15 protein-coding genes and 2 riboswitches are annotated in these 22,431 nt (G+C 37.0%); of the genes, 13 read left to right on the plus strand and 2 right to left on the minus strand.

Features of this window, described 5'->3' with window-relative positions; genetic code table 11:
* Window positions 1–266 precede the first annotated feature (266 nt).
* The 4 genes from B0A67_RS21555 to B0A67_RS21570 all read left to right on the plus strand — a co-directional run bounded on the left by B0A67_RS21555 (window position 267) and on the right by B0A67_RS21570 (window position 5,785).
* Window positions 267–515, plus strand: coding sequence for a hypothetical protein (locus tag B0A67_RS21555; protein ID WP_072953884.1), 249 nt, complete (start codon window positions 267–269; stop codon window positions 513–515).
* 473 nt (window positions 516–988) lie between these two features.
* A riboswitch (cobalamin riboswitch) is annotated at window positions 989–1,191 on the plus strand.
* 111 nt (window positions 1,192–1,302) lie between these two features.
* Window positions 1,303–3,351, plus strand: a complete 2,049-nt coding sequence (locus B0A67_RS21560) for a TonB-dependent receptor (protein WP_072953882.1) — start codon at window positions 1,303–1,305, stop codon at window positions 3,349–3,351.
* Complete coding sequence (locus tag B0A67_RS21565) at window positions 3,348–4,493, plus strand: DUF5074 domain-containing protein (RefSeq protein ID WP_072953873.1); 1,146 nt, start codon at window positions 3,348–3,350, stop codon at window positions 4,491–4,493. The genes B0A67_RS21560 and B0A67_RS21565 overlap by 4 nt, the downstream gene beginning before the upstream one ends.
* Window positions 4,494–4,573: 80 nt before the next feature.
* Window positions 4,574–5,785, plus strand: coding sequence for a cell surface protein (locus B0A67_RS21570; RefSeq protein ID WP_072953872.1), 1,212 nt, complete (start codon window positions 4,574–4,576; stop codon window positions 5,783–5,785).
* Window positions 5,786–6,097: 312 nt separating this feature from the next.
* On the opposite strand, the gene B0A67_RS21575 is transcribed toward B0A67_RS21570, so the two are convergent.
* Entirely contained in the window at window positions 6,098–6,628 is a 531-nt protein-coding gene (locus B0A67_RS21575; RefSeq protein ID WP_072953871.1) for an NAD(P)H-dependent oxidoreductase, read from the minus strand.
* A 158-nt stretch (window positions 6,629–6,786) separates the two neighbouring features.
* Here B0A67_RS21575 and B0A67_RS21580 point away from each other — a divergent pair, with 158 nt between their 5' ends.
* Together B0A67_RS21580 and B0A67_RS21585 are read left to right on the plus strand one after the other, a co-directional pair.
* The gene (locus B0A67_RS21580; RefSeq protein ID WP_072953870.1) at window positions 6,787–7,158 is read left to right on the plus strand and encodes a winged helix-turn-helix transcriptional regulator; all 372 of its coding nucleotides are present in this window, start codon (window positions 6,787–6,789) and stop codon (window positions 7,156–7,158) included.
* Between the two features lie 98 nt (window positions 7,159–7,256).
* Window positions 7,257–7,679, plus strand: coding sequence for an MgtC/SapB family protein (locus B0A67_RS21585; RefSeq protein WP_072953869.1), 423 nt, complete (start codon window positions 7,257–7,259; stop codon window positions 7,677–7,679).
* Window positions 7,680–7,880: 201 nt separating this feature from the next.
* Here the strand turns inward: B0A67_RS21585 and B0A67_RS21590 are convergent, their stop codons facing one another.
* Window positions 7,881–8,954, minus strand: a complete 1,074-nt coding sequence (locus tag B0A67_RS21590) for a BamA/TamA family outer membrane protein (protein ID WP_072953868.1) — start codon at window positions 8,952–8,954, stop codon at window positions 7,881–7,883.
* 654 nt (window positions 8,955–9,608) lie between these two features.
* Window positions 9,609–9,708, plus strand: a riboswitch (SAM riboswitch).
* A gap of 258 nt (window positions 9,709–9,966) precedes the next feature.
* On the opposite strand from B0A67_RS21590, the gene B0A67_RS21595 reads away from it, so the two are divergent.
* The 7 genes from B0A67_RS21595 (at window position 9,967) to B0A67_RS21625 (ending at window position 22,425) form a co-directional block, all read left to right on the plus strand.
* Entirely contained in the window at window positions 9,967–13,137 is a 3,171-nt protein-coding gene (locus B0A67_RS21595; RefSeq protein WP_072953867.1) for a SusC/RagA family TonB-linked outer membrane protein, read from the plus strand.
* A gap of 19 nt (window positions 13,138–13,156) precedes the next feature.
* Window positions 13,157–14,614: a RagB/SusD family nutrient uptake outer membrane protein gene (locus B0A67_RS21600; protein ID WP_072953866.1), complete on the plus strand. Its 1,458-nt coding sequence runs from the start codon at window positions 13,157–13,159 to the stop codon at window positions 14,612–14,614.
* 90 nt (window positions 14,615–14,704) lie between these two features.
* Complete coding sequence (locus tag B0A67_RS21605; protein ID WP_072953865.1) at window positions 14,705–15,694, plus strand: redoxin domain-containing protein; 990 nt, start codon at window positions 14,705–14,707, stop codon at window positions 15,692–15,694.
* A gap of 155 nt (window positions 15,695–15,849) precedes the next feature.
* Window positions 15,850–17,091 carry a M14 family metallopeptidase gene (locus tag B0A67_RS21610; RefSeq protein ID WP_072953864.1) on the plus strand — a complete coding sequence of 414 codons (1,242 nt, stop codon included), beginning with the start codon at window positions 15,850–15,852 and terminating at the stop codon, window positions 17,089–17,091.
* A gap of 18 nt (window positions 17,092–17,109) precedes the next feature.
* Entirely contained in the window at window positions 17,110–19,275 is a 2,166-nt protein-coding gene (locus B0A67_RS21615; protein WP_072953863.1) for a S9 family peptidase, read from the plus strand.
* 191 nt (window positions 19,276–19,466) lie between these two features.
* Window positions 19,467–20,927: an amino acid permease gene (locus tag B0A67_RS21620; RefSeq protein ID WP_072953862.1), complete on the plus strand. Its 1,461-nt coding sequence runs from the start codon at window positions 19,467–19,469 to the stop codon at window positions 20,925–20,927.
* Window positions 20,928–20,943: 16 nt separating this feature from the next.
* On the plus strand, window positions 20,944–22,425 hold the full coding sequence (locus B0A67_RS21625) for an aminotransferase class V-fold PLP-dependent enzyme (protein ID WP_072953861.1): 1,482 nt from the start codon (window positions 20,944–20,946) through the stop codon (window positions 22,423–22,425).
* Window positions 22,426–22,431: the final 6 nt, after the last annotated feature.

Genomic DNA, 22,431 nt, shown 5'->3' on the forward strand with positions numbered 1-22,431 from the left:
GTATTTTCTTAAGTAAGAAAGTACAGCTTGTTTTTTAATTTTTCATATCAGAGTTCTAAAATTATTTAAATTTTAATCCAATAATCTAGTAAAAATTACCGTAAAATCAAATTGTTATTCTACTAAATTAATAACAATTTCTTAAACTAATGTTTATTACTGTGTTGATAAATAATATTTTATCGTCGCTTTTTATGAAAAATCATAACTAATTAATATTTATATTTGAGAATGAAATCAGGTTTGTTAATTTAAAAATATATGCAATGGATAAAGCTATAAAACTAAAGGTTCGTAAGGAGTTGGATAGTCAACAACAGTTGAATATAATTAAATTAAAGGGGAGTTTAATCTCAAAAGGTTATACCGAAATTATCCACATTCTGGATCAGGATGATGAGTTTCATATTAATTCATTTGCAACTCCGTCTGAAACCAATAATGAAGTTCAGGAATTCATTAAAGCCTTTATCTGCAAAGAAAATTTGGCGGATACTATCACAATTTTCAGATAGTATTTTGCACAATCATATGGCCAATTTAGAATAAAAGAATGTTGTAAACCCTACTATCGTAAATAACTTTTTAGAACATTCTGGATCGACACGAAAACCTGTGAAACGAGAAAAATTAAGAATAACCAGTCGTTAGCCTAAAAAAGAAAAATCCTCCTTTAGAATACTGTCATGAAAGGCTTCAACCTTGGGAAACGAATCGTGATATATATTATGCTCTAACGGTTAAAACTGTTGGCTATGTTTATAATATTGTATGCTAAGAGTTATGCAGGAACCCACAAGGCCAGAATTAAATATTTCAGATTTTTACATTTTCACCAGGTTCCATTTCACCAGATTCTGACATTAAACTAACTTTTAGTTATGCAGAAGCAGATTAATTAGCAGAGACAGTTTCGTTTTTATTTCTTAATTTATTACGATAAATATAAATTGTATTTGGCACGACCTCTTTTTTATAAGATAGTGCTATCTTTGCACCAGATTTTGGTCTATTTTTTAGTATTTTGAGAAAATAGTTAAAAGGGAATCAGGTGCAAATCCTGAACAGACCCGCTACTGTAAGTTCTATACAAGTCTTTAAACGTTACTAATACCATTGTTCGCGCCGCGGATGAGAAGGTTGTTTGAAGATGGAACAAGTCAGGAGACCTGCCACAATCACATAGTTTACGACTTTCGTGGAATAAAGTTGAACAACAAGAACTGACCTGCTATTTATAACAGGATTCTCTCTTATTGCTTATGATTATTACATCCCGAAGTTTATTTAATTAAATCAGTGATGTGTAATACAAAAAAACTACTCTTTTTCATTTTTATATTGTTTACCCCAATTTTGCTTTATTCGCAAACATCTAATGATAGTTTACGGGTTTTAAAAGAAGTAATACTAAAAGGAAAACCCTATCAGGAAGTAATTCCGGTGCAATCCCTTTCAGGAAAATTGCTCGAAAATTTAGCAAGCCACAATGTTGCAGATGCCCTTCGGTATTTTGCAGGAACACAAATTAAGGATTATGGCGGTTTGGGCGGTCTTAAAACGGTTGATGTGCGTAATATGGGTACACATCACGTTGGTGTTTTTTATGACGGTATACAATTAGGGAATGCACAGAACGGAGTAACAGATTTAGGGAAATACTCTTTAGATGATATGGAATCCCTGACGATGTACAATGGCCAGAAAAGCGAAATCTTTCAGTCGGCTAAAGATTTTGCTGCAGCTTCGACGATTTATCTGAGAACAAAACGCCCTGTTTTTACTGGTACAAAAAAGACAAATCTGCTAGTACGATACAAAACAATGTCCATCAATTATATTGATCCTTCTTTTAGATGGGAACAAAAATTGAGCGATAAACTCAGTCTGAGTGTGAGTTCTGAATACATTAAATCTAACGGGGAATACAAATACAGATATAAAAGAAACAATCTTGACGGAACTGTAGCCTATGATACCACTGCCACCAGACACAATAGTGACATAGAAGCATTCCGATTTGAATCCGGACTTTACGGAAAAATAAATAAGGGTTCCTGGGATGCCAAAGTGTATTATTATGATTCAGACAGAGGAGCACCAGGCGCAATTGTCGAGAATAAGTTTTCTGATGGCTTTAGGCAGTACGATAAGAATTTTTTTGCACAAGGAACTTTAGTCAAAGATTTTACAGAAAAATATAAATTTCAGGCAAAAGCTAAATATGCTTATGATTATACCCATTATGTTGCCAGAGACACCACTAATATTTTAGGTGAAACGGTAACCGAAGGAGCACAATCAGACGACAGTTATTACCAGCAGGAATATTATTTTTCGGCAGTAAATATGTACAGTATATTACCCACGTGGGATGTTTCGTTGTCTACAGATTTTCAGTACAACAGATTAAACGCTACCAGAAGAGGAATCCAGACCTTGTTTTCGTATCCACAGCGTTATACGGGATTGTTTTCTCTCGCCAGTTCTTACAGATTGGGAGGATTTAAAGTTTTGGGTAATGTGGTAGGTACTTATGTTCAGGAAGAAGTGAGATTCAATGCAAAAGCTCCGGACAAACAAGAGTTTACTCCCGCATTATTTATTGGTTATACACCATTTAAAGAATATGATTTTACGGTAAGGGCATTTGCCAAACGTATTTTCAGGATGCCCACTTTTAATGACTTGTATTATACTATGGTTGGTTCCAGTACTTTAAGACCGGAATACATGAATCAGTATGATGTTGGTTTTACCTATAATTTGCCAGTAGAAAAAGGTTTTTTCGATAAACTTTCTTTTCAGATTGATGGTTATTATACCAATACCAAAGATAAAATCGTCGCTGCACCAACCGGAAATTTATTCCGCTGGATGATGACCAATATAGGACAGGTAAAAGGACAAGGAATAGAATCTGTAGTCAATATGGGAATGCATTTTGGCAAAGTAAATGTAGCGACAAATCTCACCTACACATATTCTCAAAGCAGAGATTACACAAAATTTGCAGGTTTAGAACTCTCTTCTTATGGAGATCAGATACCCTACACGCCATGGCATAGCGGATCCGGAATAGTAAATGCCGATTATAAAACATGGAACTTTAATTATAGTTTTATATATGTTGGGAAACGATACAATGGCAATGTCAACAACATAAAAGTCAATGAAGTTCAGCCTTGGTATACGCATGACTTAGCGATACAAAAATCTTTTGTATTTCAGCAGTATAAAATGAAAGGATCAGTAGAATTAAACAATGTACTCCATCAGCAGTATGAGGTAATTTACAATTATCCAATGCTGGGCCGTACCTTAAAATTTATAATCAGTATTGAGCTATGAAAAAGAGAACAGCAAAATTAGTCCTTAGTTTATTTGTAGTCCTTGCTTTTGCTTCCTGCCGTGAAGAAGAAACCGTTTTCCCTTCATCGGATAAAAGTGTTGCCGCTCCCAGAAGTGACGGAAAAATAGAAGGTTTTTATCTTCTTAACGAGGGAAATATGGGAATGAACCGTGCCAGTATTGATGTATTCAATTACAGAACGGGAAATTATACCACAGATATTTATTCAGAACGTAATCCTACAGTTGTCAAAGAACTGGGAGATGTAGGCAACGATATCAAAATATACGGGAATAAAGTCTATGCAGTGATCAACTGCTCGAACAAAGTTGAGGTCATAGATAAATGGACGGCAAAACGCATCAAGAAAATAGACATTCCCAATTGCAGGTATGTAGCCTTTTATAAAGACAAAGCTTATGTCAGCTCTTATGCAGGTCCGGTGGCCATAGATCCCAATGCCGAGATAGGTTTTGTTGCTGAAATTGATACCGCATCATTAGAAATAAAGCGAAAAGTAACAGTAGGGTATCAGCCTGAACAAATGGTAATACGCAATGGGAAATTGTATGTGGCAAATTCAGGAGGTTATCGGGTTCCTAACTACGACAGAACAGTTTCGGTTATCGATCTGGAAACCTTTACCGAAACTAAAAAAATAGATGTTGGCATCAATCTCTACGGAATGCAAATAGATGCCCGCGGAGATATTTACGTAAGTTCCAGAGGAGACTATTACAATACACCATCCAATCTTTTTGTGATAGACAGTCAAACCGATGAGAAAAAGATGCAGCTTGATATTCCGGTTTCGGGAATGTGTCTGGTCGATGATTTGCTCTATTTTTATAGTGTTTCCTGGAGTTATCTCACAAATAGTAATAAAGTTACGTACGGAATATTAGATACCAAAACCAAAAAAGTCATTAGTGATAAAGTCATTACTGACGGAACAGATAAGAAAATAATGATTCCGTATGGAATACAGGTCAATCCGGAAACAAAAGAAATATACATCACCGATGCACAGAATTATGTCGTAACAGGTTACATCTATTGTTTTACTCCTGACGGAAAATTAAAATGGAAAACGACAGGAGGAAACATTCCCGCACATATCGCTTTTATAACTAAAAACTAGAATCACAAAACCGCTAATTTTTTTAATTCTTTCGTATTACATGCAATAGCATTTGTAATGAATACTCAATTTTATTAAATATGAACAAAAATCATTTTAACATTTTAAAAATCACATTATCCTTAATTTTGTTGCTTGGATGCATTGCCTGCGAATCAGACAAAGAAGAGGATCCGGGAAGTATCGATCCTGCAGAGATACTTAAAGAAAACTATACAATTGACCGTTTTAAAGTGCTCAGTATTGTCCCGAAGCTTCCAGCCAATGCTCAGCTAACATGGAGTATTAATGATTCTGTAATATCACAAAATACCGAGCTGGATTTTATCAGTCCTTATCAAAAGAATTATCCTCTGACTCTAAAGCTAACAACAAATGGAGTGGTAAAAACATACACTTCTTTAATCAGCGTGACAAAAGAGTCGGCAAATTATAGCAAATACATATCAAATGTCTTCGATTTTCGTCCAGCAGTAGGTCAGTTTACTAACGGAATTCCGGAATATTTACCCGGAAATACCGAAGCAAATTTGATCAGTGCAGCAAAAAAGGCCATCGTTGGGCCAAATAGCAGTATGATATCATTAGGAGGTTTTGGTGGTTATGTCGTATTTGGCTTTGACCATACCATACCCAATATGAACGGCAGGGATTTTAAGATTTTAGGGAATGCGTTTTTTGGAAGTGAAGCCAGTGAGGAGCGTTTTGGATCTTGCGAACCCGGTATTATTTTAGTGGCTTACGACAAAAATAAAAACGGAAAACCCGATGAAGATGAATGGTACGAAATTGCAGGAAGTGAATACTTTAAAAATACAACAGTTAAGAATTACAGCATCACTTATTTTAAACCGGATCCCAACAAACAGCCGGTTGCAGGAGATGAATTTTGGCAGGCCAATATAGAATATGTTAAATGGCAGGACAATCAGGGCAATTCAGGGTATAAAACACAAAATGCATTTCACGATCAGAGCTATTATCCGTTATGGATCGCAGAGTCATCCTATACGCTGAAAGGAACAAAAATAAAAGACAATTTTTACGATCAGAGCGGTACAGGAAACTATTGGGTAGGTAAATCTTTTGATTTTGGATATGCTGATAACGCCCCAAATAATGATGAAGGTTCTAATATTGATATTTCGTGGGCTGTAGATAAAGACGGAAAGTACGTAAAACTTCCCGGGATAGATTTTGTGAAAGTGTATACCGGAATCAATCAGGAAGCTGGCTGGCTCGGAGAAGTTTCTACAGAAGTGGCAGGAGCGTATGACTTATATTTTAAATAATCGAAAAACCCCTTTACTGCATTAGCAAAGGGGTTTTTCGATTTAAAAAAGCAAGAATATTTATAATTAATTCAAGTTGCTGTTTTTTGTACCAAGGCAAATTATTGTGGAGAAAATGATTTTTTAACGCATATTGCTTCACCTGTTCGCTGTCATTCGAGTCTGCTGATTAAATCAGATTTAATTTTGATTTTAATTATAAATAAACCCGTTTACATCTGCTAAAATCTTTTAAAATTTGCGTGCAACATAACTAATCTCTTCTAAGTCTGCAGGTTCTTAGAGTACTATTAAACTAGCAACATTAATTATTTATAGTGATTTCAGGAATGACATATAATCCTCAGTGCTTTTTTCGATTCTTTCCGGAGAAGCATCATGTTCTGCACCATAAAAAGCAAACAAAGGCTGATAGTCCGCTTTGATATAATCAAAAGTGACTTCAAACGAAGCAGTCAGTTGTTCTAAGGTATATTTGTACCTTCCGTTTGCGCTGTAATCTTCTTTATTAATACCGGCAGAAATAGCCAGAGCAATTTTTTTATTGGCCACTTTATAGCCGCTTGTACTGCCATAAGCCCACCCGTAAGTTAATACTTCGTCCAGCCATTTTTTTAATAACGGCGGACAATTGAACCAGTAAAACGGAAATTGAAATACGATAATATCATGATTTTCTATTAATTGCTGTTCCTTTTCAACATCAATCTTTTCATCCGGATATAAGGTGTATAAATTATGTAGTGTATACTGATCCGGATATTGATTCAGTTCTTCGATCCAGCGTTTGTTTATCACCGAGTTTTCGAAAGTTGGATGAATTATAATTACGAGAGTTTTCATTTTGTGAATGTTATAATTTTAAGCCACAAAGGTCGGGCTGATCGATAAACAGGGCAATAAGGGACGAATTAATCCTATAGTGATAAATTAATCACCATCACCATTTCGTAGAAAAGCTCTTTTTTGTCTTTACTTTTGTATTTCTAAATGACATGAATATGTACCAGCGAAAAATACCAATTGATTATAGTTGCGGACTCAATGTAGCCATGGAAGTGGTGGGCTCTAAATGGAAATTTTGTTTGCTTGATGAAATTTCAAAAGGCACAAAACGACCTAAAGACCTTGTTAAAGTTGTAAACGGAATTACAAAGCGTGTACTGCAAAATCAATTGAAAGAATTGGAATTTCATGGACTTCTGGGAAAAACAGTTTATACAGAAATCCCTTTGCGGGTAGAATATTTTCTAACAGAATCCGGAGAGTCACTAATGCCTCTTATTATAGCAATTGACAAATGGGGATTAGCGTTTGCGCCTCAGTTAAAAAAGATACTGGAAAATCAAATTCCGGAGACAGAAGAATTATAATAACATAAGGACAACTTTAGAATCTAAATAATCTTGAAAATTCTTATATTTAATCTTTCAAAAAGCAAAGATTTTTTTAATGCTATAAAACAATAATTTTGAGCACAACAGAATTTTTTATCCGACTTGTAGTCGCTTTATTCGCTGGATTAATTATAGGTTTCGAGAGACAATGGCATCATAAAGAAACAGGGCTAAAAACCAATATGCTCGTAGCCACAGGAGCAGCCACGTTTGTATTATTGTCTATAAAAGTGGCTGCAAATGCGCCCAATATCGATGTTACCCGTATTACGGCTCAGGTCGTTATGGGAGTTGGTTTTCTGGGAGCCGGAGTTATTTTTAGAGAAGGGCCTAATGTACACGGATTAAACTCGGCAGCCACAATATGGTGCAGTGCCGCTATTGGCTGTATTGCGGCTTCAGGTTATTTTATCGAAGCTTTGATTTGTACGGCTTTAGTAGCGATTGTAAATACAGTTCTCGAACCTATAGAAAAGTGGATGAGAAATAGGAAGTAGGGTGAGGAGAGAGAGAATAGAATATAGAATATAGAGGAAAGAAGAAAGAATATAGAGGAAAGAATATAGAGGTTGACTAGAGAATAAAAATCTGCCGGATCTTCGAGAAAAAATAGTAACACATAGTTTAATTTACAAATCAACAGAGAATCGATGTTTGTAATTATTTCAATAAAAATGCTCTTAAAAATAGCTAATAATCTAAAATGCCTCTCCAATTCTAAAATAAAGTCCCCAGTCTCCTTTACCAACAGCGGCATCCAGTCCTATATTGAATTTCTCGGTTTTGAAGGCCCTGTAGCGATAACCTACACCGGCTCCGGGATATAAACCCCAGTTGAAACTTTCTGTGTCAGAGCCGTAAATGGTGGCTACACCGGCAAAACCCACCAATCCCATTCTTTTATTAAAGTTGTAACGGTACTCCCCCTGCAGCGCCATTAGTCCGTCGCCACGGTATTTTCCTTCAGAATAGCCTCTGATGTCTTCATTGCCAATCGTCACTTGTTGTTCAAAAGCAATATTACCCAATCCGAATTTACCGGAGAATCGGGCGGCGAGTACATCAGTTCCGTGACGCATGGGAAAATAGGTATTGTACTCGGATAGGATTTTATTGGCAGTAACATCATTTCCTAACCATTTAGGATCATTAAGCCATCGCAGTTTTATTTTATCACCTTTAGTCGGATAATAAACAGCATCACGCGTATCATACATTAAATTGAATTGCAAGCCATTGGTGTGAGTTATAGAAGAAGGTTCTATATCGTCTTCATATTTTGTGTCATAATGCGCATAAGCGTAGCCAATACCGGCATATAAAGATTTTATAACCTTGCGTTGCAGGATAAAGTTCACCATCGATGCTTTGGTTCCGTAATCATAAAAAGCAGGTACGTCGATATCATCTACATAAAATTGTGCATTCTGATTGCCTGTTGCGATAAAAAGTTGTGCCCGCCAGCTGTCTTCCTTCAAATACCATTTGTTGAATGAGGCAATAAAATAAGATTTATTAGTACTATAAACCGCAGAAATACCGGATAAAGATTTAGGCGAGATCGTATCTGCTTTGTTGACCTTGTACATCATCATTGGGATTGCACCAAACATAAATTCAAGAGTCCTGTTGTAATTAAGATAAGGCATTACATTGAAATCAATATTCTTGACCTTTGGTTTTGCGGTTGCACTGCTGTCCGTCGATTTTGTTTGGGTCCATGCCAGGGAACAGCAAAAGAATAGGATTATAAAAGGTACAATTTTCTGCATTTTGGATTTATTTTTAAGTTACTCATTATAAACCAGTCAATGTGTGCTCAGAATGTATTTCTATAAGGCAGATAGTATTGCTGCTCTTTGTTTTGCTGCAGCAGTTTTTTAGGCGTGTTTAAGAAAAAAAGTAAAGAAAAACCAAGATTTTATTCAAATCTCGATTTTACATTATTATATTTTTGACTTTTAGAATACTTTAAAGGTAAATAAAATTTTGTTAATATAATAAAAGGGAAGAAGTACATAAAAAGAAAAGTGAGACTTACGATCATGCTTTTTTTACTGTTTACCGAACTTTTAAACTTCATTGATTACTAAAAAATGCTAAACCATCGATTGTAATTTGTGTTATACAATAGTCTTTTTGTAATCTTTTTTTTGCTTTGGATGTGTTTTTTTAAAATTAAATAAAAATAATCAGAAGGAGCAGGGGGAAATATGCAGTAATGGTGAAAAAAGATTTATTAGTTATTTAAGGTGTTGATTTGGTGTGTTTTAATTGGTTTTTGGTCAGGATAAATTTTTATGATTAAGTCAATATCTCAAGGTATATTTTTAAACTTATTGCTCATTTTTCGAAAAAACAAACCTAAACTCTACTAATTACATAGAATTTATATATATATTTGCAGGGTAGAAAAAATCTACGTGAACTTATCCAGAAAGACTGAGGGATTAGGCCCGATGATGTCTTAGCAACCTGTTGCCAAATAAGGTGCTAAATCCTTCCGCTGCGGTGGACAGATAAGAAAGATTTCGTTAGAAAATCTGAGTAAGATCATTATTATTAAAGTCATTTATTTTTAGAATGAAAACGCAATTAATATTACACGCCAGTCCGGAACAACAAAATCTGTTTTCAGAAGAAGAAAATCATTTCCCGATTTTCCGAATGCGCTACAGTTAACATTTCTTAAACCAATTTCCTGTTTTTTATCAATGCAATGATAGATCATTTTAATAGTGGTCCGGGAATTTATATGTCCAATTTTTAATTAACCAAAACCAAATGAAAAAAATCTTACTAAGCTTAATTTTTCTGTTTAGCATACTTCCCAGTGTGTTACAGGCACAGGACCGAACAATAAGTGGTACCGTCAGAGGTTCTGATACGGGAGAACCGTTACCCGGAGTTACCATCATTGCTACCGAAAGCGGCAAATCGACGATTAGTGACGGAAATGGAAAATTTTCTCTTTCGATAACACCACAAGACAATACCGTTTCGATCAATTATGTTGGTTACGAAACACTCGATAAAAGAGCAGGTTCATCCTTTAGCGACATTCGGCTGAATCCTTCTAACACTGCTTTAAAAGAAGTTCTGGTAGTAGGTTACGGTACCCAGAGTAAAAAAGAATTTACAGGATCAGCTGCAAGAATAACTTCTAAAACCATTAAGGATATTCCGGTGCAAAGTTTTGAGCAGGCACTTATTGGAAAAGCTTCCGGGGTAAATGTTTCGACGCCGAGTGGTGTATTAAATGATCCTTCGGTAATTAGAATCAGAGGAGTAAATTCAATTTCTTTAAGTACATCTCCTTTAATTGTTATTGACGGAATTCCGGTGAATTCCGGTGATGTTTCGACAACAAATTCAGTAGCTAATAATCCGCTATCCGATATTAATCCGTCAGATATTGAATCTATTGATATTTTAAAAGATGCTGCTTCTACATCCATTTATGGTTCACGTGCAGCCGGTGGTGTGATTCTGGTGACCACTAAAAAAGGAAAGGCCGGCAAGGCTAAAGTAACTTATGATGCCTGGGTAGGAATTACCAGAGCCACCAGATTACCAGATCTTTTAAACAATACACAATACGAAGACATCAAAAATGAAGCCGTATTGAACAGCAAAATATTGAGCGGAAACGAAAATAATCCTGCTGTAGCCTCAGCGCTTTTCTTTCCGTCATTGAATCCTGATGGTTCCCGTGTCAATACAAACTGGAAAGATCAGGTGTATCGCGATGCTGTTTCTCAAAACCATAACCTTAGTATTTCAGGAGGAACAGATAAAACAAGGTATTTCTTTTCTACCAATTATTCTAAGCAGGAAGGAATTACAAAAGACAATGAGTTCGAAAGAAAAGGAGCAAGGTTTAATATCGATCACGATGTAAACAGCTGGTTAAAACTAGGCGGAAATCTTTCGTATAACAATACTTTCAATCAGGCACAAAATACGGGATCATTAAGCAGCAGTGGTTTATTATTGATTGGTGCAGCACGTTTAGCGTTGGTATTGCCTCCAAACGTTGCAGCTTATAATCCCGATGGTTCGTATAATCTAAGTTCTACAGGAACAGCAAGTTCAGGAAATAACTTGTTTACCAATACCTTATGGCATCCCGGAGCATTGTTTGAAAACAGTAAATATACCAGTTCAAACGATCATATGGTAGGAAATATTCATGCAACGATTACTTTTTTCGACGGATTTAAATTCGACAGTAATTACGGAATAGACAGATTAAGAGCAGAAAATATCACGTATTTAAGCCCTAATCTTGGATCATCAGCATTTGCTACAGGAGGTTCTGCTACTAATATTGCGGCTTTAAGAAACAATTACAATTTTACAAACAGTTTTACTTTCGACAGGCGCTTTGGGGCTAAACATCATATTGCAGCATTGGCAGGATATGACGTTCAGAAATATGAAAACTCTTCATGGGGAGCCAATCAAACGAATGTTTCAGACCCTTTCTTTGAATATTATCAGGGAACATGGGGAACCATCAGGTCGTCCGGAAACAGTTTGTCTGAAAGACTTTTTCTTTCTTCGTTTTTCAGATTGTCGTATGATTATGGCGGGAAATATTTCATTACAGGAAATTTCAGAAAAGATGGAAATTCAGCTTTAGGTTTAAACAATAAGTACGGAAACTTTGGCGGTATTTCTGCAGGATGGCTGGTAAGCGAAGAATCGTTTTTTAAAAACAGCGGAATTACAGATACTTTCAGTTCACTAAAATTAAAAGGAAGCTGGGGAAGAGTAGGTAACGGAAATCTTTCATCGGCGTATGCTTCACAAAATCTTTATGGTGCATCTATTTATGGTTCAGCATCTACCTGGGCAATTTCTCAGGCAGGAAACGAAAATCTGGGATGGGAAACCAGCGATCAGACCAACATTGGCCTTGAGGCAGGCTTTTTTAAAGACCGATTGCAATTTACCGCAGATTATTTCAATAATAATGTAAATGGATTGATTTTAAGTACTCCTCAATCGCCTTCAAAGGGAATTCCGGGAGATGCTATACTTTCTAACGTGGGATCCATGTACAATCGGGGGATCGAACTTGGACTTACTGCGACAATCGCAAATACTGAAAATTTTCAATGGAAAGCGTCCTTCAATTATACACATGTAAAAAATAAAGTTACAGCTCTTGCCGAAGGAAACACAGACATTATTGGATATACGCAGGTAACCACAGAAGCCAACAATATTACCAGAGTAGGTTATTCTGCGGGAAGTCTTTACGGAGCAGTAAGCGGAGGTGTAAATCCGGACAACGGACGCAGAATCTTCATCAACAAAAACGGAGAAAAAGTACAATACAGTGCTGCAGTTCCTTCAGGGCAAAGCAACTGGACATATTTAGACGGAACAACAGCTGCCGCCATTACAGTAGCAGATTATCAGGTTTTGGGTAATGCATTGCCGGTTTGGTATGGAGGTCTGACAAATGTATTTCAATACAAAGCTTTCGATTTTACTGTTGGTTTTACCTATTCAGGTGGTAATAAAGTGATGAATAATACGAGAGGAACCCTTCTGGACCAGCGTTTTTACAATAACTCAACAGATGTTTTAGGCCGCTGGACAACTCCGGGACAGGTAACCGATATTCCGAAATTAGTGTATAACGATGTTATTTCGAATGGTTCAAGTGGTTTTGCAATTTCTGAGAATGCAGAAAAAGCTGATTTTTTACGATTGCAGCAATTGGCAGTTGGTTTTTCATTGCCAAGAAATATTTTGGCAAAAGCACAATTATCCTCTATCAGGATCTATGCGCAGGCTACCAATCTTTTCCTGATTACGTCTTATACGGGATCAGATCCGGAAACCTCTTCAAACGGAGCTTCAACCACTTCTATGGGAGTTGAGAAGAATTCTGTAGGTCAGGGAAGAACTTTCACATTTGGTCTTAACGTCGGGTTTTAATCACTAATAAACAAACACAATGAAAACATATTTTAAATCACACAGAAAATCAGTTGCAACAGTTTTGCTGCTCTCCGGATTGTTATTTACCTCTTGTGAAAATAATGAAGACCTGAACATAGCACCGGATACCACCGTTTCTGACAAGGATATTTTTAAAACTCCGGCAAGAATCGAAGGTTTGGTAAACGGAATCTACAAAGCTTTTAAAGGCGCGAGTTTATACGGAGGACGTTTCCTGTTGTATCAGGACCAGCGCGGAGAAGATTTTATCAATATCACAGCCAATAATTTTACAGGTTACGAAAGCTGGAACAACTCCTACAGTTCCGGTTCAAATGATATCAATAATCTTTGGGGATCAGCTTACTCAGCGATCAATAACGCCAATATTTTGATTGAAGGACTGGCTGCAAATCCGGCTGTCGTTACAGAGGAAAAAGCCAGACAATATATTGGCGAAGCTAAATTAGTGCGAGCGCTGTCTTATTACAGTTTGGTAATTAGTTACGGACAGCCTTATAATAAAGACGCCGGAGCCTCAAAAGGAGTTCCGCTTCGATTAAAAGCAGAAACCGGAGCAGCCAATAATGATTTGGCAAGAAGTTCTGTTGCAGAAATTTACAAACAGATAATAAAAGATTTAGACGAAGCCGAAGCAGCATTACCGCAAAGTTATGCATCTGCAGATCTTAATACCACAAGAGCGCATGTAAGTACTGCAATTGCTCTTAAAACAAGGGTTTACTTAACGATGAACAATTGGGCAAAAGTAATTGAAGAAGCTGCTAAATTGGCTCCTCAGACACAAGCGCCGTTTTCTACTACGGCAAGTGATGTAAAACATGTTTTGCAACCTGATATTACAGTTATATTTTCTTCGAATTATGCAACGGTCGAATCTATTTTCAGTATTCCAATGAGTTCTTTAGATTCGTATACAGGGCAATCTTCCATCGCTTATATCTACAATACCAATTTAGAATATTATCTAAATCCGACAGGTATTTTAGGAGATGCACAGTGGAGAACCACTGATAAACGCCGTGATTTAACCAGAACCGTGTCAGGCAAACAGTATTTTAAAAAGTACGCAAAACCATCGCCATTCCTCGATTATATTCCTGTAATCCGATATTCTGAAGTATTACTGAATTATGCCGAAGCTGCTGCAAAAACAGGCAATCTGACATTGTCTGCTAATTTGTTAAAAGCCGTTCATCAGCGTTCAGATGCTTCGTATGTTTTTGCTCCCGCTGTACTTTCAGATCCCAACCAGCTAATTGATGCAATCTGGAAAGAACGCAGGATCGAATTATTGGGAGAAGGTTTCCGCGGCCCCGATTTGCTTAGAAACCTGCAAACACTTCCTGCCAAAGGCGACAGTAAATTACAGACCCCGGCAGTAACACCATCTGATGCTAATTATATATTCCCGCCGGCAAATACAGAGTTAGCAACCAATAAATTATATTAAAAAACAGCCATCATAATCGTACAGTAACTTTGTTAAAGTTCAACTTTGACAAAGTTTTACTAAAAATACATCAACTTAAAATCAAATAAAATGAAAAAAATAGTATTATTTCTTACGCTGTGCCTTGGAGCAACAGCAGCTCAGGCGCAAGACGCAAATGTGCAGTTAAAAGGAACAGTTGTAGATACCGTGGCCAATTATGTATACCTGCAAAAGTTTCATAACAAGATGTTTACCACCATCGATTCAGTAAAAGTAGTGGACGGTAAATTTAGTTTTAAAACCAAAATAAAACTTCCTGAATTGTATGGATTAAGTGTTAACACAGCCAATATTCCTTTGTATATCTTTTTAGAGAAAGCACCTATTACCGTAAAACTAAGTCCGGTTAAGTATTACAGCAATTCAGTAGTCGAAGGATCTGCGTCTCAGGATTTGTTTGATGTTTACAGGAAAACTCAAAATGTTGATATAAGCAAATTTATCACAGAACATCCCAGCTCTATCGTTTCGGCTTATGTATTGTACAGAAATTGGTCGTACAGATTAACACCGGACCAGATTTTACAAAATATTGCACTTTTAGATAAAAGTCAGCAAAATTCCACTTACGTGAAAGAATTAAAGGAATTGGTAACCGTTCTAAACGGATTAGCGATAGGAAAAAAAGCGCCTGATTTTGTGTCAAAAGACCCGGAAGGAAAGTCAGTTCGATTCTCAGAAAATCTGAAAGGATATACACTAGTCGATTTTTGGGCATCGTGGTGTGCTCCTTGCAGAAAAGAAAACCCGAATATCGTGGCAGCTTATAAAGAATACCACGACAAAGGATTTAACATCATCGGAATTTCTCTGGATAAAAAGAAAGAAAACTGGATCAAAGGAATCAAAGATGATCATTTAGACTGGCTGCAGGTTTCAGAATTAGTTTACTGGAATAGCGAAATCGCCAAATTATACGGTGTAAGAGCCATTCCTGCAAATTATTTAGTGGATTCAAAAGGAATCATTGTAGCGAGAAATCTTCGTGGAGAAGAACTTCAGACAACGCTTAAAGCACTTTTGAGTCAGAATAATTAATTGTTGTGAGGGAAGAGAGTCAAGAATCAAGAGTAAAGAGTAAAGAGTATAGATGAAAGATGAAAAGAAGTAATCACATGTAGTGACCACAAACTTTGTCATCCTTAGGAACTAAACATTATCTATTCCGGAATAAGTACAAAACAATAAGAAAAATGAAAATGAAATTATTTTTTTCGGCTGCTGTGTTACTGGCTGTTTCAGCAAATGCACAAGTCAAAGGCGGCTTTAAAGGGCAAGATCCCATTACGGCAGTTTCGACCGTAACGCGTCCGGTTGAAAAACAATGGAAAGGCGTTTTTGACAAAACGGGTGAGGAGGTTTTCTTCGGAAATGACTTTGCCGGAGCGCGATTAAACGGCGTTGTCAAAATTGATGAGAATACGTTCAGCGTTTTGATTACACCGGAAAATACGCCCATTAACGGAAGTCCATGGTATGCTTTTAAAGTATGGTCGAAAACAAACAAGGAAATTAAAATCAGGTTTGATTATCCGCCAAATGTGAAACACCGCTATAATGCAAAAATTAGCAGCGATGGTAAAAAATGGACTGCTTCTGAAAACGGAACTTTCGTAAAAAGAGAAAAAGATTCGAATTATGTTTTGACCGTAAAAGTAAGTAAAGACACGACCTGGATTGCGGCACAGGAACTTAAAACATCAAAAGACATAAGCGAATGGATTTCAATTTTAAAAAATAAAAACAATACCGCAGAAACGTCTATCGGATTAACTGCTGAAGGTCGAAAAATACCCGTATTTAGTATTGGAAATCCTTCTGCTAAAAATAAAATCCTGATTTCAGGACGCAATCATCCACCGGAAGTTACCGGACATTATGCTCTCGAAGCTTTTGTAGCATCGTTAACAGCTGACACTCCGTTGGCTAAAAAGTTCAGAAAGAATTTTGAAGTATATGTCATTCCGTTATTAAATCCTGACGGGACCGACGGAGGATTTTGGAGGCATAATTCAGGAGGAATCGACTTAAACAGAGATTATAATGATTTTAATCAGCCGGAAACCAAAGCAGTTCGCGATTTCTTGCAACGTGAAATCAAAGATTCAAATAAACTGTTGTTTTCGATTGATTTTCACTCTACTCACGATGATATTTATTATACAGTTGATCCAAATCTCAAAGGGAATATTCCGGGTTTTGTGCCCAATTGGTTAAACAAAGTAAAAGACGGTATTCCGGGGTATACGCCTCATGTAAAACCTTTATATTTTAAACCGCCAACTTTTACGTTATTCAGTTATTTGTTTGAAACTTATAAAACAGAAGCATTGGTATTTGAAATTGGAGACAATACACCAAAGGATTTTATCACAAAGAAAGGGGAGGTTTCCGGAGAAGAATTTATGAAACTAATATTGGCCACTGCCAAATAATTTTATAATTATATAGAGATGAACAAAATCAAAAATAGAATTTACATTGTTTTAGCGCTGATCGCCTCAGTCTGTTGTTTCAGTCAGCAAAAAAAAGAACCAATTCAGGTTACGGATCTGCTAAAAATTAAAACAGTAGGAGATGTAGAGTTAACGAAAGATGGTAAAACTGCTGTCTTTACAGTAAAAAGCATCAACAAAAATGCTGAAAGTGCATTAGATTACGATTATGATACACAACTTTGGTTAGCAAAAACCTCAGATAAAACTGCACCACGACAATTAACTTTCGGAAAAGAAGGATCGGGTTCTCCGGTTTTTAGTCCGGACGGCAAACAGATTGCATTTACAAGAAGTGTAAAAGGAAAATCGCAGGTATTTCTTCTGAAAGTAGATGAAGGCGGAGAAGCAGTTCAGCTTACCGATTCTAAATATGGCGCAGGAAACCCAAAATGGAGTCCGGACGGTAAACAGCTTTTGTTTACAGCTTCAATTCTGATCAATGAATTGGTTAAGGATTCGGTTTTAAATCCGAAGAAAGAATTACCAGTCTGGAGTTTCGAAAAGCCGGGATTTGCAGCTAATGAAAATCTCAAAGCCAACAAAACAAAGGCAGATCCTAATGGAAACCTTCAGGCGATTAGAGCTTATCTTGACATTAATGAAAAGGACAAGAAAGCGAAAGTAATTGATAAATTACAGTTTCAAACCGAAACCGGGCTCAGCAGCGAACTGAGATTTTCTCAGATTTTTATTATTGATGCGAAACCCGGCGCCAAAGAAAAGGCGATTACAAAAGGATTTTATTCACATTCTAATCCCTATTTCGTAAGCAATACTAAAATTGCTTTTAACGGAAACCTCAATGAAAAAAGACATCCTGACAGAGTTTTAGAAACTAAAATCTATACCATCAATACTGACGGAACAAACGTAACGGAATTGCTGGGCGCAGAAAATCTGGTGTTTCAGCTTTTGGCCGTTTCTCCTTCCGGAAAACAATTGGCGTATCAGGAAAGTATCATCAATAATTTATCTGTTCCGGTGCTTAAAATTTTCAACTTAGAAAATCCTTCAGCCAAAAGTAAAGTGATCGATTATGATCGAAACAACAATAATGTTCGGTTTTCTAAAGACGAAAAACAGCTTTATTTTACTTCATCAAGCAACGGCGGATATGTTCTTGTAAATGTGTCTTTAAGTACGGGTAAAATAGAGATACTGAGTTCCACAGATCAGGGAATCACTGATTATGATGTCAATAACGGAGTAATAGCTTTTGCGAAAACAGATGTCAAAAATCCATCAGAATTATATGTGTCTGATCTCAGACTAAAAGCACCAAGATTAGTATCTGAGTTCAATACCGGCTGGTTGCAGAACAAAGAAATCAGCTTTCCGGAAAAAGGCACTTTTACAAACGAGAAAGGCCTTGAAGTAGAGTATTGGATTATGAAACCCATCCTTTTTGAACAAGGAAAAAAATACCCTTTACTTACTGAGATTCACGGTGGGCCGGCTTCGATGTTTGGCCCCGGTGATGGCAGTATATGGCTGGAATATCAGTTTTTCTGTGCTCAGGGATATGGTGTAGTGTACAGTAATCCAAGAGGTTCTTCGGGTTATGGCGAAAAATTTCTGAGATCGAATATCAACGATTGGGGAACGGGACCTGCAAGTGATGTATTAACGGCATTAGATAAAACCGTAGCCCAGCGATGGGTTGATACCGGCAGATTGTTTATCACGGGAGGCTCTTATGCAGGTTATTTAACGACATGGATTATCAGTCACGATCAGCGATTTAAAGCCGCTTCGAGTCAGCGTGGTGTTTATGATTTTGGGACTTTTTTTGGAGAAGCCAATGTTTGGCGCATGATTCCAAGATATTTTGGAGGTTATCCGTGGGAAGAAAAAACAAAAGCAATTTTGGAACGTGAATCGCCAATTAATTACGTAGAGAATATCAATATTCCATTTTTGATCATTCATGGCGATAATGATAATCGTACAGGAGTTTCGCAAAGTCAGATGTTATACAAAAGCCTGAAAGTACTTGGTAAACCCGTAGAATATGTAAGACAGCCCGGCGCAAGCCACGAAATTACCAGAAGCGGTGATAATCGCCAGAGAATAGATCAATTGCTGCGAACTTTTGAATTCTTCGAAAGATTCAATCACTAAAAATTTTAAACACATAAAAACATAGTTTTTCTTGCTTTGAGAAAAATATAAAATTTCACATAGATTACTATGTGAATTACTAATAAGTGAAATGCCTTTTTTTAAGGTTTTATAAACTATGTTTCTATGTGTTTAAACAATAAATACTCCTCAGAAGTTAAACGGATAGTTTACTCTCAACAATAAAAATTATGTTATTTAAAAAATCAATAGAAAGACTTGTCTCAGAAAATGAGCAAAATGACGGAGCAGGATTAAAGCGTTCACTTGGCCCCATAAACCTTGTTGCATTAGGAATTGGCGCAATAGTAGGAGCTGGGATATTTTCGCTTACCGGAATTGTAGCTGCTGAAAATGCGGGTCCTGCCGTTATCCTGTCGTTTATTCTGGCTGCTGTTGCTTGCGCTTTTTGTGCTTTATGTTACGCAGAATATGCCTCGATGATTCCTGTTGCAGGTTCAGCTTACACTTATACATACGCTACGATGGGAGAATTTATGGCCTGGATTATAGGATGGGATCTGGTGCTTGAATATGCGCTTGCTTCTGCCACGGTCGCGGTAAGCTGGTCAAGTTATGCGACAAAATTGCTGGCACAGCTTCATGTCAATTTGCCGCCGGAATTAACCAGTTCGCCATTTGACCCTGTAAAGCTCGCTGACGGCTCAACTTTAGCGGGAGGTATCGTAAACCTGCCTGCGATAGTTATTGTGGCTTTACTCTCGCTTGTGCTTGCAAAAGGCACTAAAGAATCGGCAACGATGAATAATCTGTTGGTATTGCTAAAACTGAGCGTTATTGTTCTTTTTATTGTTTTAGGCTGGTCATTTATTCAGGAAGAAAATTATCATCCATTTATCCCTGAAAACACAGGCGAATTTGGTCATTTTGGCTGGTCAGGAATTGTGAGAGGTGCAGCGGTAGTTTTCTTTGGTTTTATAGGTTTTGATGCCGTTTCTACAGCGGCCCAGGAATCTAAGAATCCTCAAAAAGATATGCCAATAGGAATTATAGGTTCGCTTTTGGTCGCTACAGTTTTATATGTTGCTTTTTCGTATGTAATGACGGGAATGGTTTCTTATAAAACGTTTATTGGCGATGCCAGTCCTGCCGCAACAGCGTTTGCCGTAACAGGTTATCATTTTCTGAACAGCGCGCTGATTATCGCCATTTTAGCAGGATATACTTCTGTGATTCTTGTGATGCTGATGGGACAGTCAAGGGTTTTTTACAGCATGTCTAAAGACGGACTTCTGCCTTCGTTTTTCAGCGATATACACAGCAAGTTTAAAACGCCCTGGAAAAGTAACCTTTTCTTTATGGTATTTGTGAGTATTCTGGCGGGGTTTGTACCCATTTCAGATTTAGGACATATGGTTAGTATCGGTACCTTATTTGCCTTTTCATTAGTTTCATTGGGGATTATCATATTAAGAAAAACAAGTCCTGACGTAAAAAGAGGATTCAGAGTGCCTTTTGTACCGTTTGTTCCCATTTTAGGAATTGGTGTATGTGTATTCCTGATGACAGGTTTACCTCTTGAAAGCTGGGAACGATTGTTTATCTGGATGGCGATTGGTGTAGTGTTTTATTTTCTTTATGGAAAAAGACACAGTAAATTAAGAAAAGAAAATGAGGAGTTAAAGAAATAATTAAACGGATAAGGAAATGAATGCAACTGAAAAGAAAACGAAACCAAGTCAATTAGAAAACTATTTTTCTAAGTTTAGAGAAAATACAATTGGAGTAAACCACACTTTCGAGTCTGCTTATGGTACGCAAAAGTTACTGTATGCAGACTGGGTAGCGAGCGGAAGATTATATCAGCCAATCGAAGATATCATGCTCAAAAAAGTAGCCCCGATGATTGCCAATACACATTCTTTTTCCAGCGAAACAGGCAAAGCTTCGACCTATGCTTACAATCATGCACGAGCACTTATCAAAAAGCATGTGAACGCCAGTGAATCTGATGTTTTGGTGACAACCGGAACCGGAATGACGGCCGCTTTGGCAAAGTTACAGCGTTTTACAGGGTTACGAAACGCGGTTACTACAAATGAAAATGACAAACCGGTAGTTTTTATTACACACATGGAGCATCATTCGAATCAGGTTTCCTGGTATGAAACCAATGCTGATGTGGTAGTTTTACCGCCTGACGAAAACAATCTGGTAAAACCGGAAATACTTGTTCAATTACTTGAAAAATATAAAGAAAGAACCTTAAAAATCGGTTCGTTTTCAGCCTGTTCCAATGTTACCGGAATTATCACGCCGTATCATAAACTGGCTCAGATTATGCATCAGAACAACGGATTTTGTTTTGTTGATTTTGCTGCTTCGGCACCTTACGTGCAAATCGATATGCATCCTGAAAATCCCGAAGAACGATTGGATGCTGTTTTCTTTTCTCCGCATAAATTTTTAGGAGGACCGGGAACTTCAGGTGTTTTGGTTTTTAATGAAAAGTTATATAAAAGTGATGTTCCGGACAATCCCGGAGGAGGAAATGTAAAATACACAAATCCTTGGGGAAGTTATTCTTACAGCGAATCAATTGAAGTAAAGGAAGATGGTGGAACTCCGGGCTTTCTGCAAGTCATAAGAGCGTCTTTGTCCCTGAAACTGAAAGATCAGATGGGAGTTGAAAACATAAGAAAGAGAGACGAAGAATTGCTGGATCTCTGTTATTCAGAGTTTCAGAAGATTCCGGGTTTGTCTGTTTTAGGTGATGTTCAGACAGATCGAATTGGCTGTGTTTCTTTTATAATCGAGAATATTCATTATAATTTAATCGTTAGGCTTTTAAATGATCGTTTCGGAATCCAGGTCCGCGGCGGTTGGTCGTGTGCAAGTACGTATGCCCATTATTTGTTTGATATTGATCAGGCGGAATCCAATGTAATAACAGAGGAACTTTTACAAAAGAATCAAAGTAATAAACCGGGATGGGTACGTTTGTCATTGCATCCAATCATGACCAATGAAGAGGTTTTGTTTATTTGTGATGCTTTGCACGAAGTAGTTGAAAACCACAAAGAATGGCAAAAAGAGTATCGCCATAATAGCGCTACGAATGAATATGAAAGTGTTCTGATAGAGGAAAGTATCGAGAACGATGTAAAGGAATGGTTTTGGTTAGAATAAAAGTGG

This window comes from Flavobacterium aquidurense (genome assembly GCF_002217195.1).
In the GTDB taxonomy this organism is placed as follows: Bacteria; Bacteroidota; Bacteroidia; order Flavobacteriales; family Flavobacteriaceae; genus Flavobacterium; species Flavobacterium frigidimaris.

Bases quoted from the DNA above. Each gene is read 5' to 3' on its own strand.
- B0A67_RS21595 (WP_072953867.1), top strand. From the start codon at position 9,967: ATGAAAAAAATCTTACTAAGCTTAATTTTTCTGTTTAGCATACTTCCC.
- B0A67_RS21555 (WP_072953884.1), top strand. From the start codon at position 267: ATGGATAAAGCTATAAAACTAAAGGTTCGTAAGGAGTTGGATAGTCAA.
- B0A67_RS21575 (WP_072953871.1), bottom strand. From the start codon at position 6,628: ATGAAAACTCTCGTAATTATAATTCATCCAACTTTCGAAAACTCGGTG.
- B0A67_RS21620 (WP_072953862.1), top strand. From the start codon at position 19,467: ATGTTATTTAAAAAATCAATAGAAAGACTTGTCTCAGAAAATGAGCAA.
- B0A67_RS21560 (WP_072953882.1), top strand. From the start codon at position 1,303: ATGTGTAATACAAAAAAACTACTCTTTTTCATTTTTATATTGTTTACC.
- B0A67_RS21605 (WP_072953865.1), top strand. From the start codon at position 14,705: ATGAAAAAAATAGTATTATTTCTTACGCTGTGCCTTGGAGCAACAGCA.
- B0A67_RS21590 (WP_072953868.1), bottom strand. From the start codon at position 8,954: ATGCAGAAAATTGTACCTTTTATAATCCTATTCTTTTGCTGTTCCCTG.
- B0A67_RS21600 (WP_072953866.1), top strand. From the start codon at position 13,157: ATGAAAACATATTTTAAATCACACAGAAAATCAGTTGCAACAGTTTTG.
- B0A67_RS21565 (WP_072953873.1), top strand. From the start codon at position 3,348: ATGAAAAAGAGAACAGCAAAATTAGTCCTTAGTTTATTTGTAGTCCTT.
- B0A67_RS21580 (WP_072953870.1), top strand. From the start codon at position 6,787: ATGTACCAGCGAAAAATACCAATTGATTATAGTTGCGGACTCAATGTA.
- B0A67_RS21615 (WP_072953863.1), top strand. From the start codon at position 17,110: ATGAACAAAATCAAAAATAGAATTTACATTGTTTTAGCGCTGATCGCC.
- B0A67_RS21610 (WP_072953864.1), top strand. From the start codon at position 15,850: ATGAAAATGAAATTATTTTTTTCGGCTGCTGTGTTACTGGCTGTTTCA.
- B0A67_RS21625 (WP_072953861.1), top strand. From the start codon at position 20,944: ATGAATGCAACTGAAAAGAAAACGAAACCAAGTCAATTAGAAAACTAT.
- B0A67_RS21570 (WP_072953872.1), top strand. From the start codon at position 4,574: ATGAACAAAAATCATTTTAACATTTTAAAAATCACATTATCCTTAATT.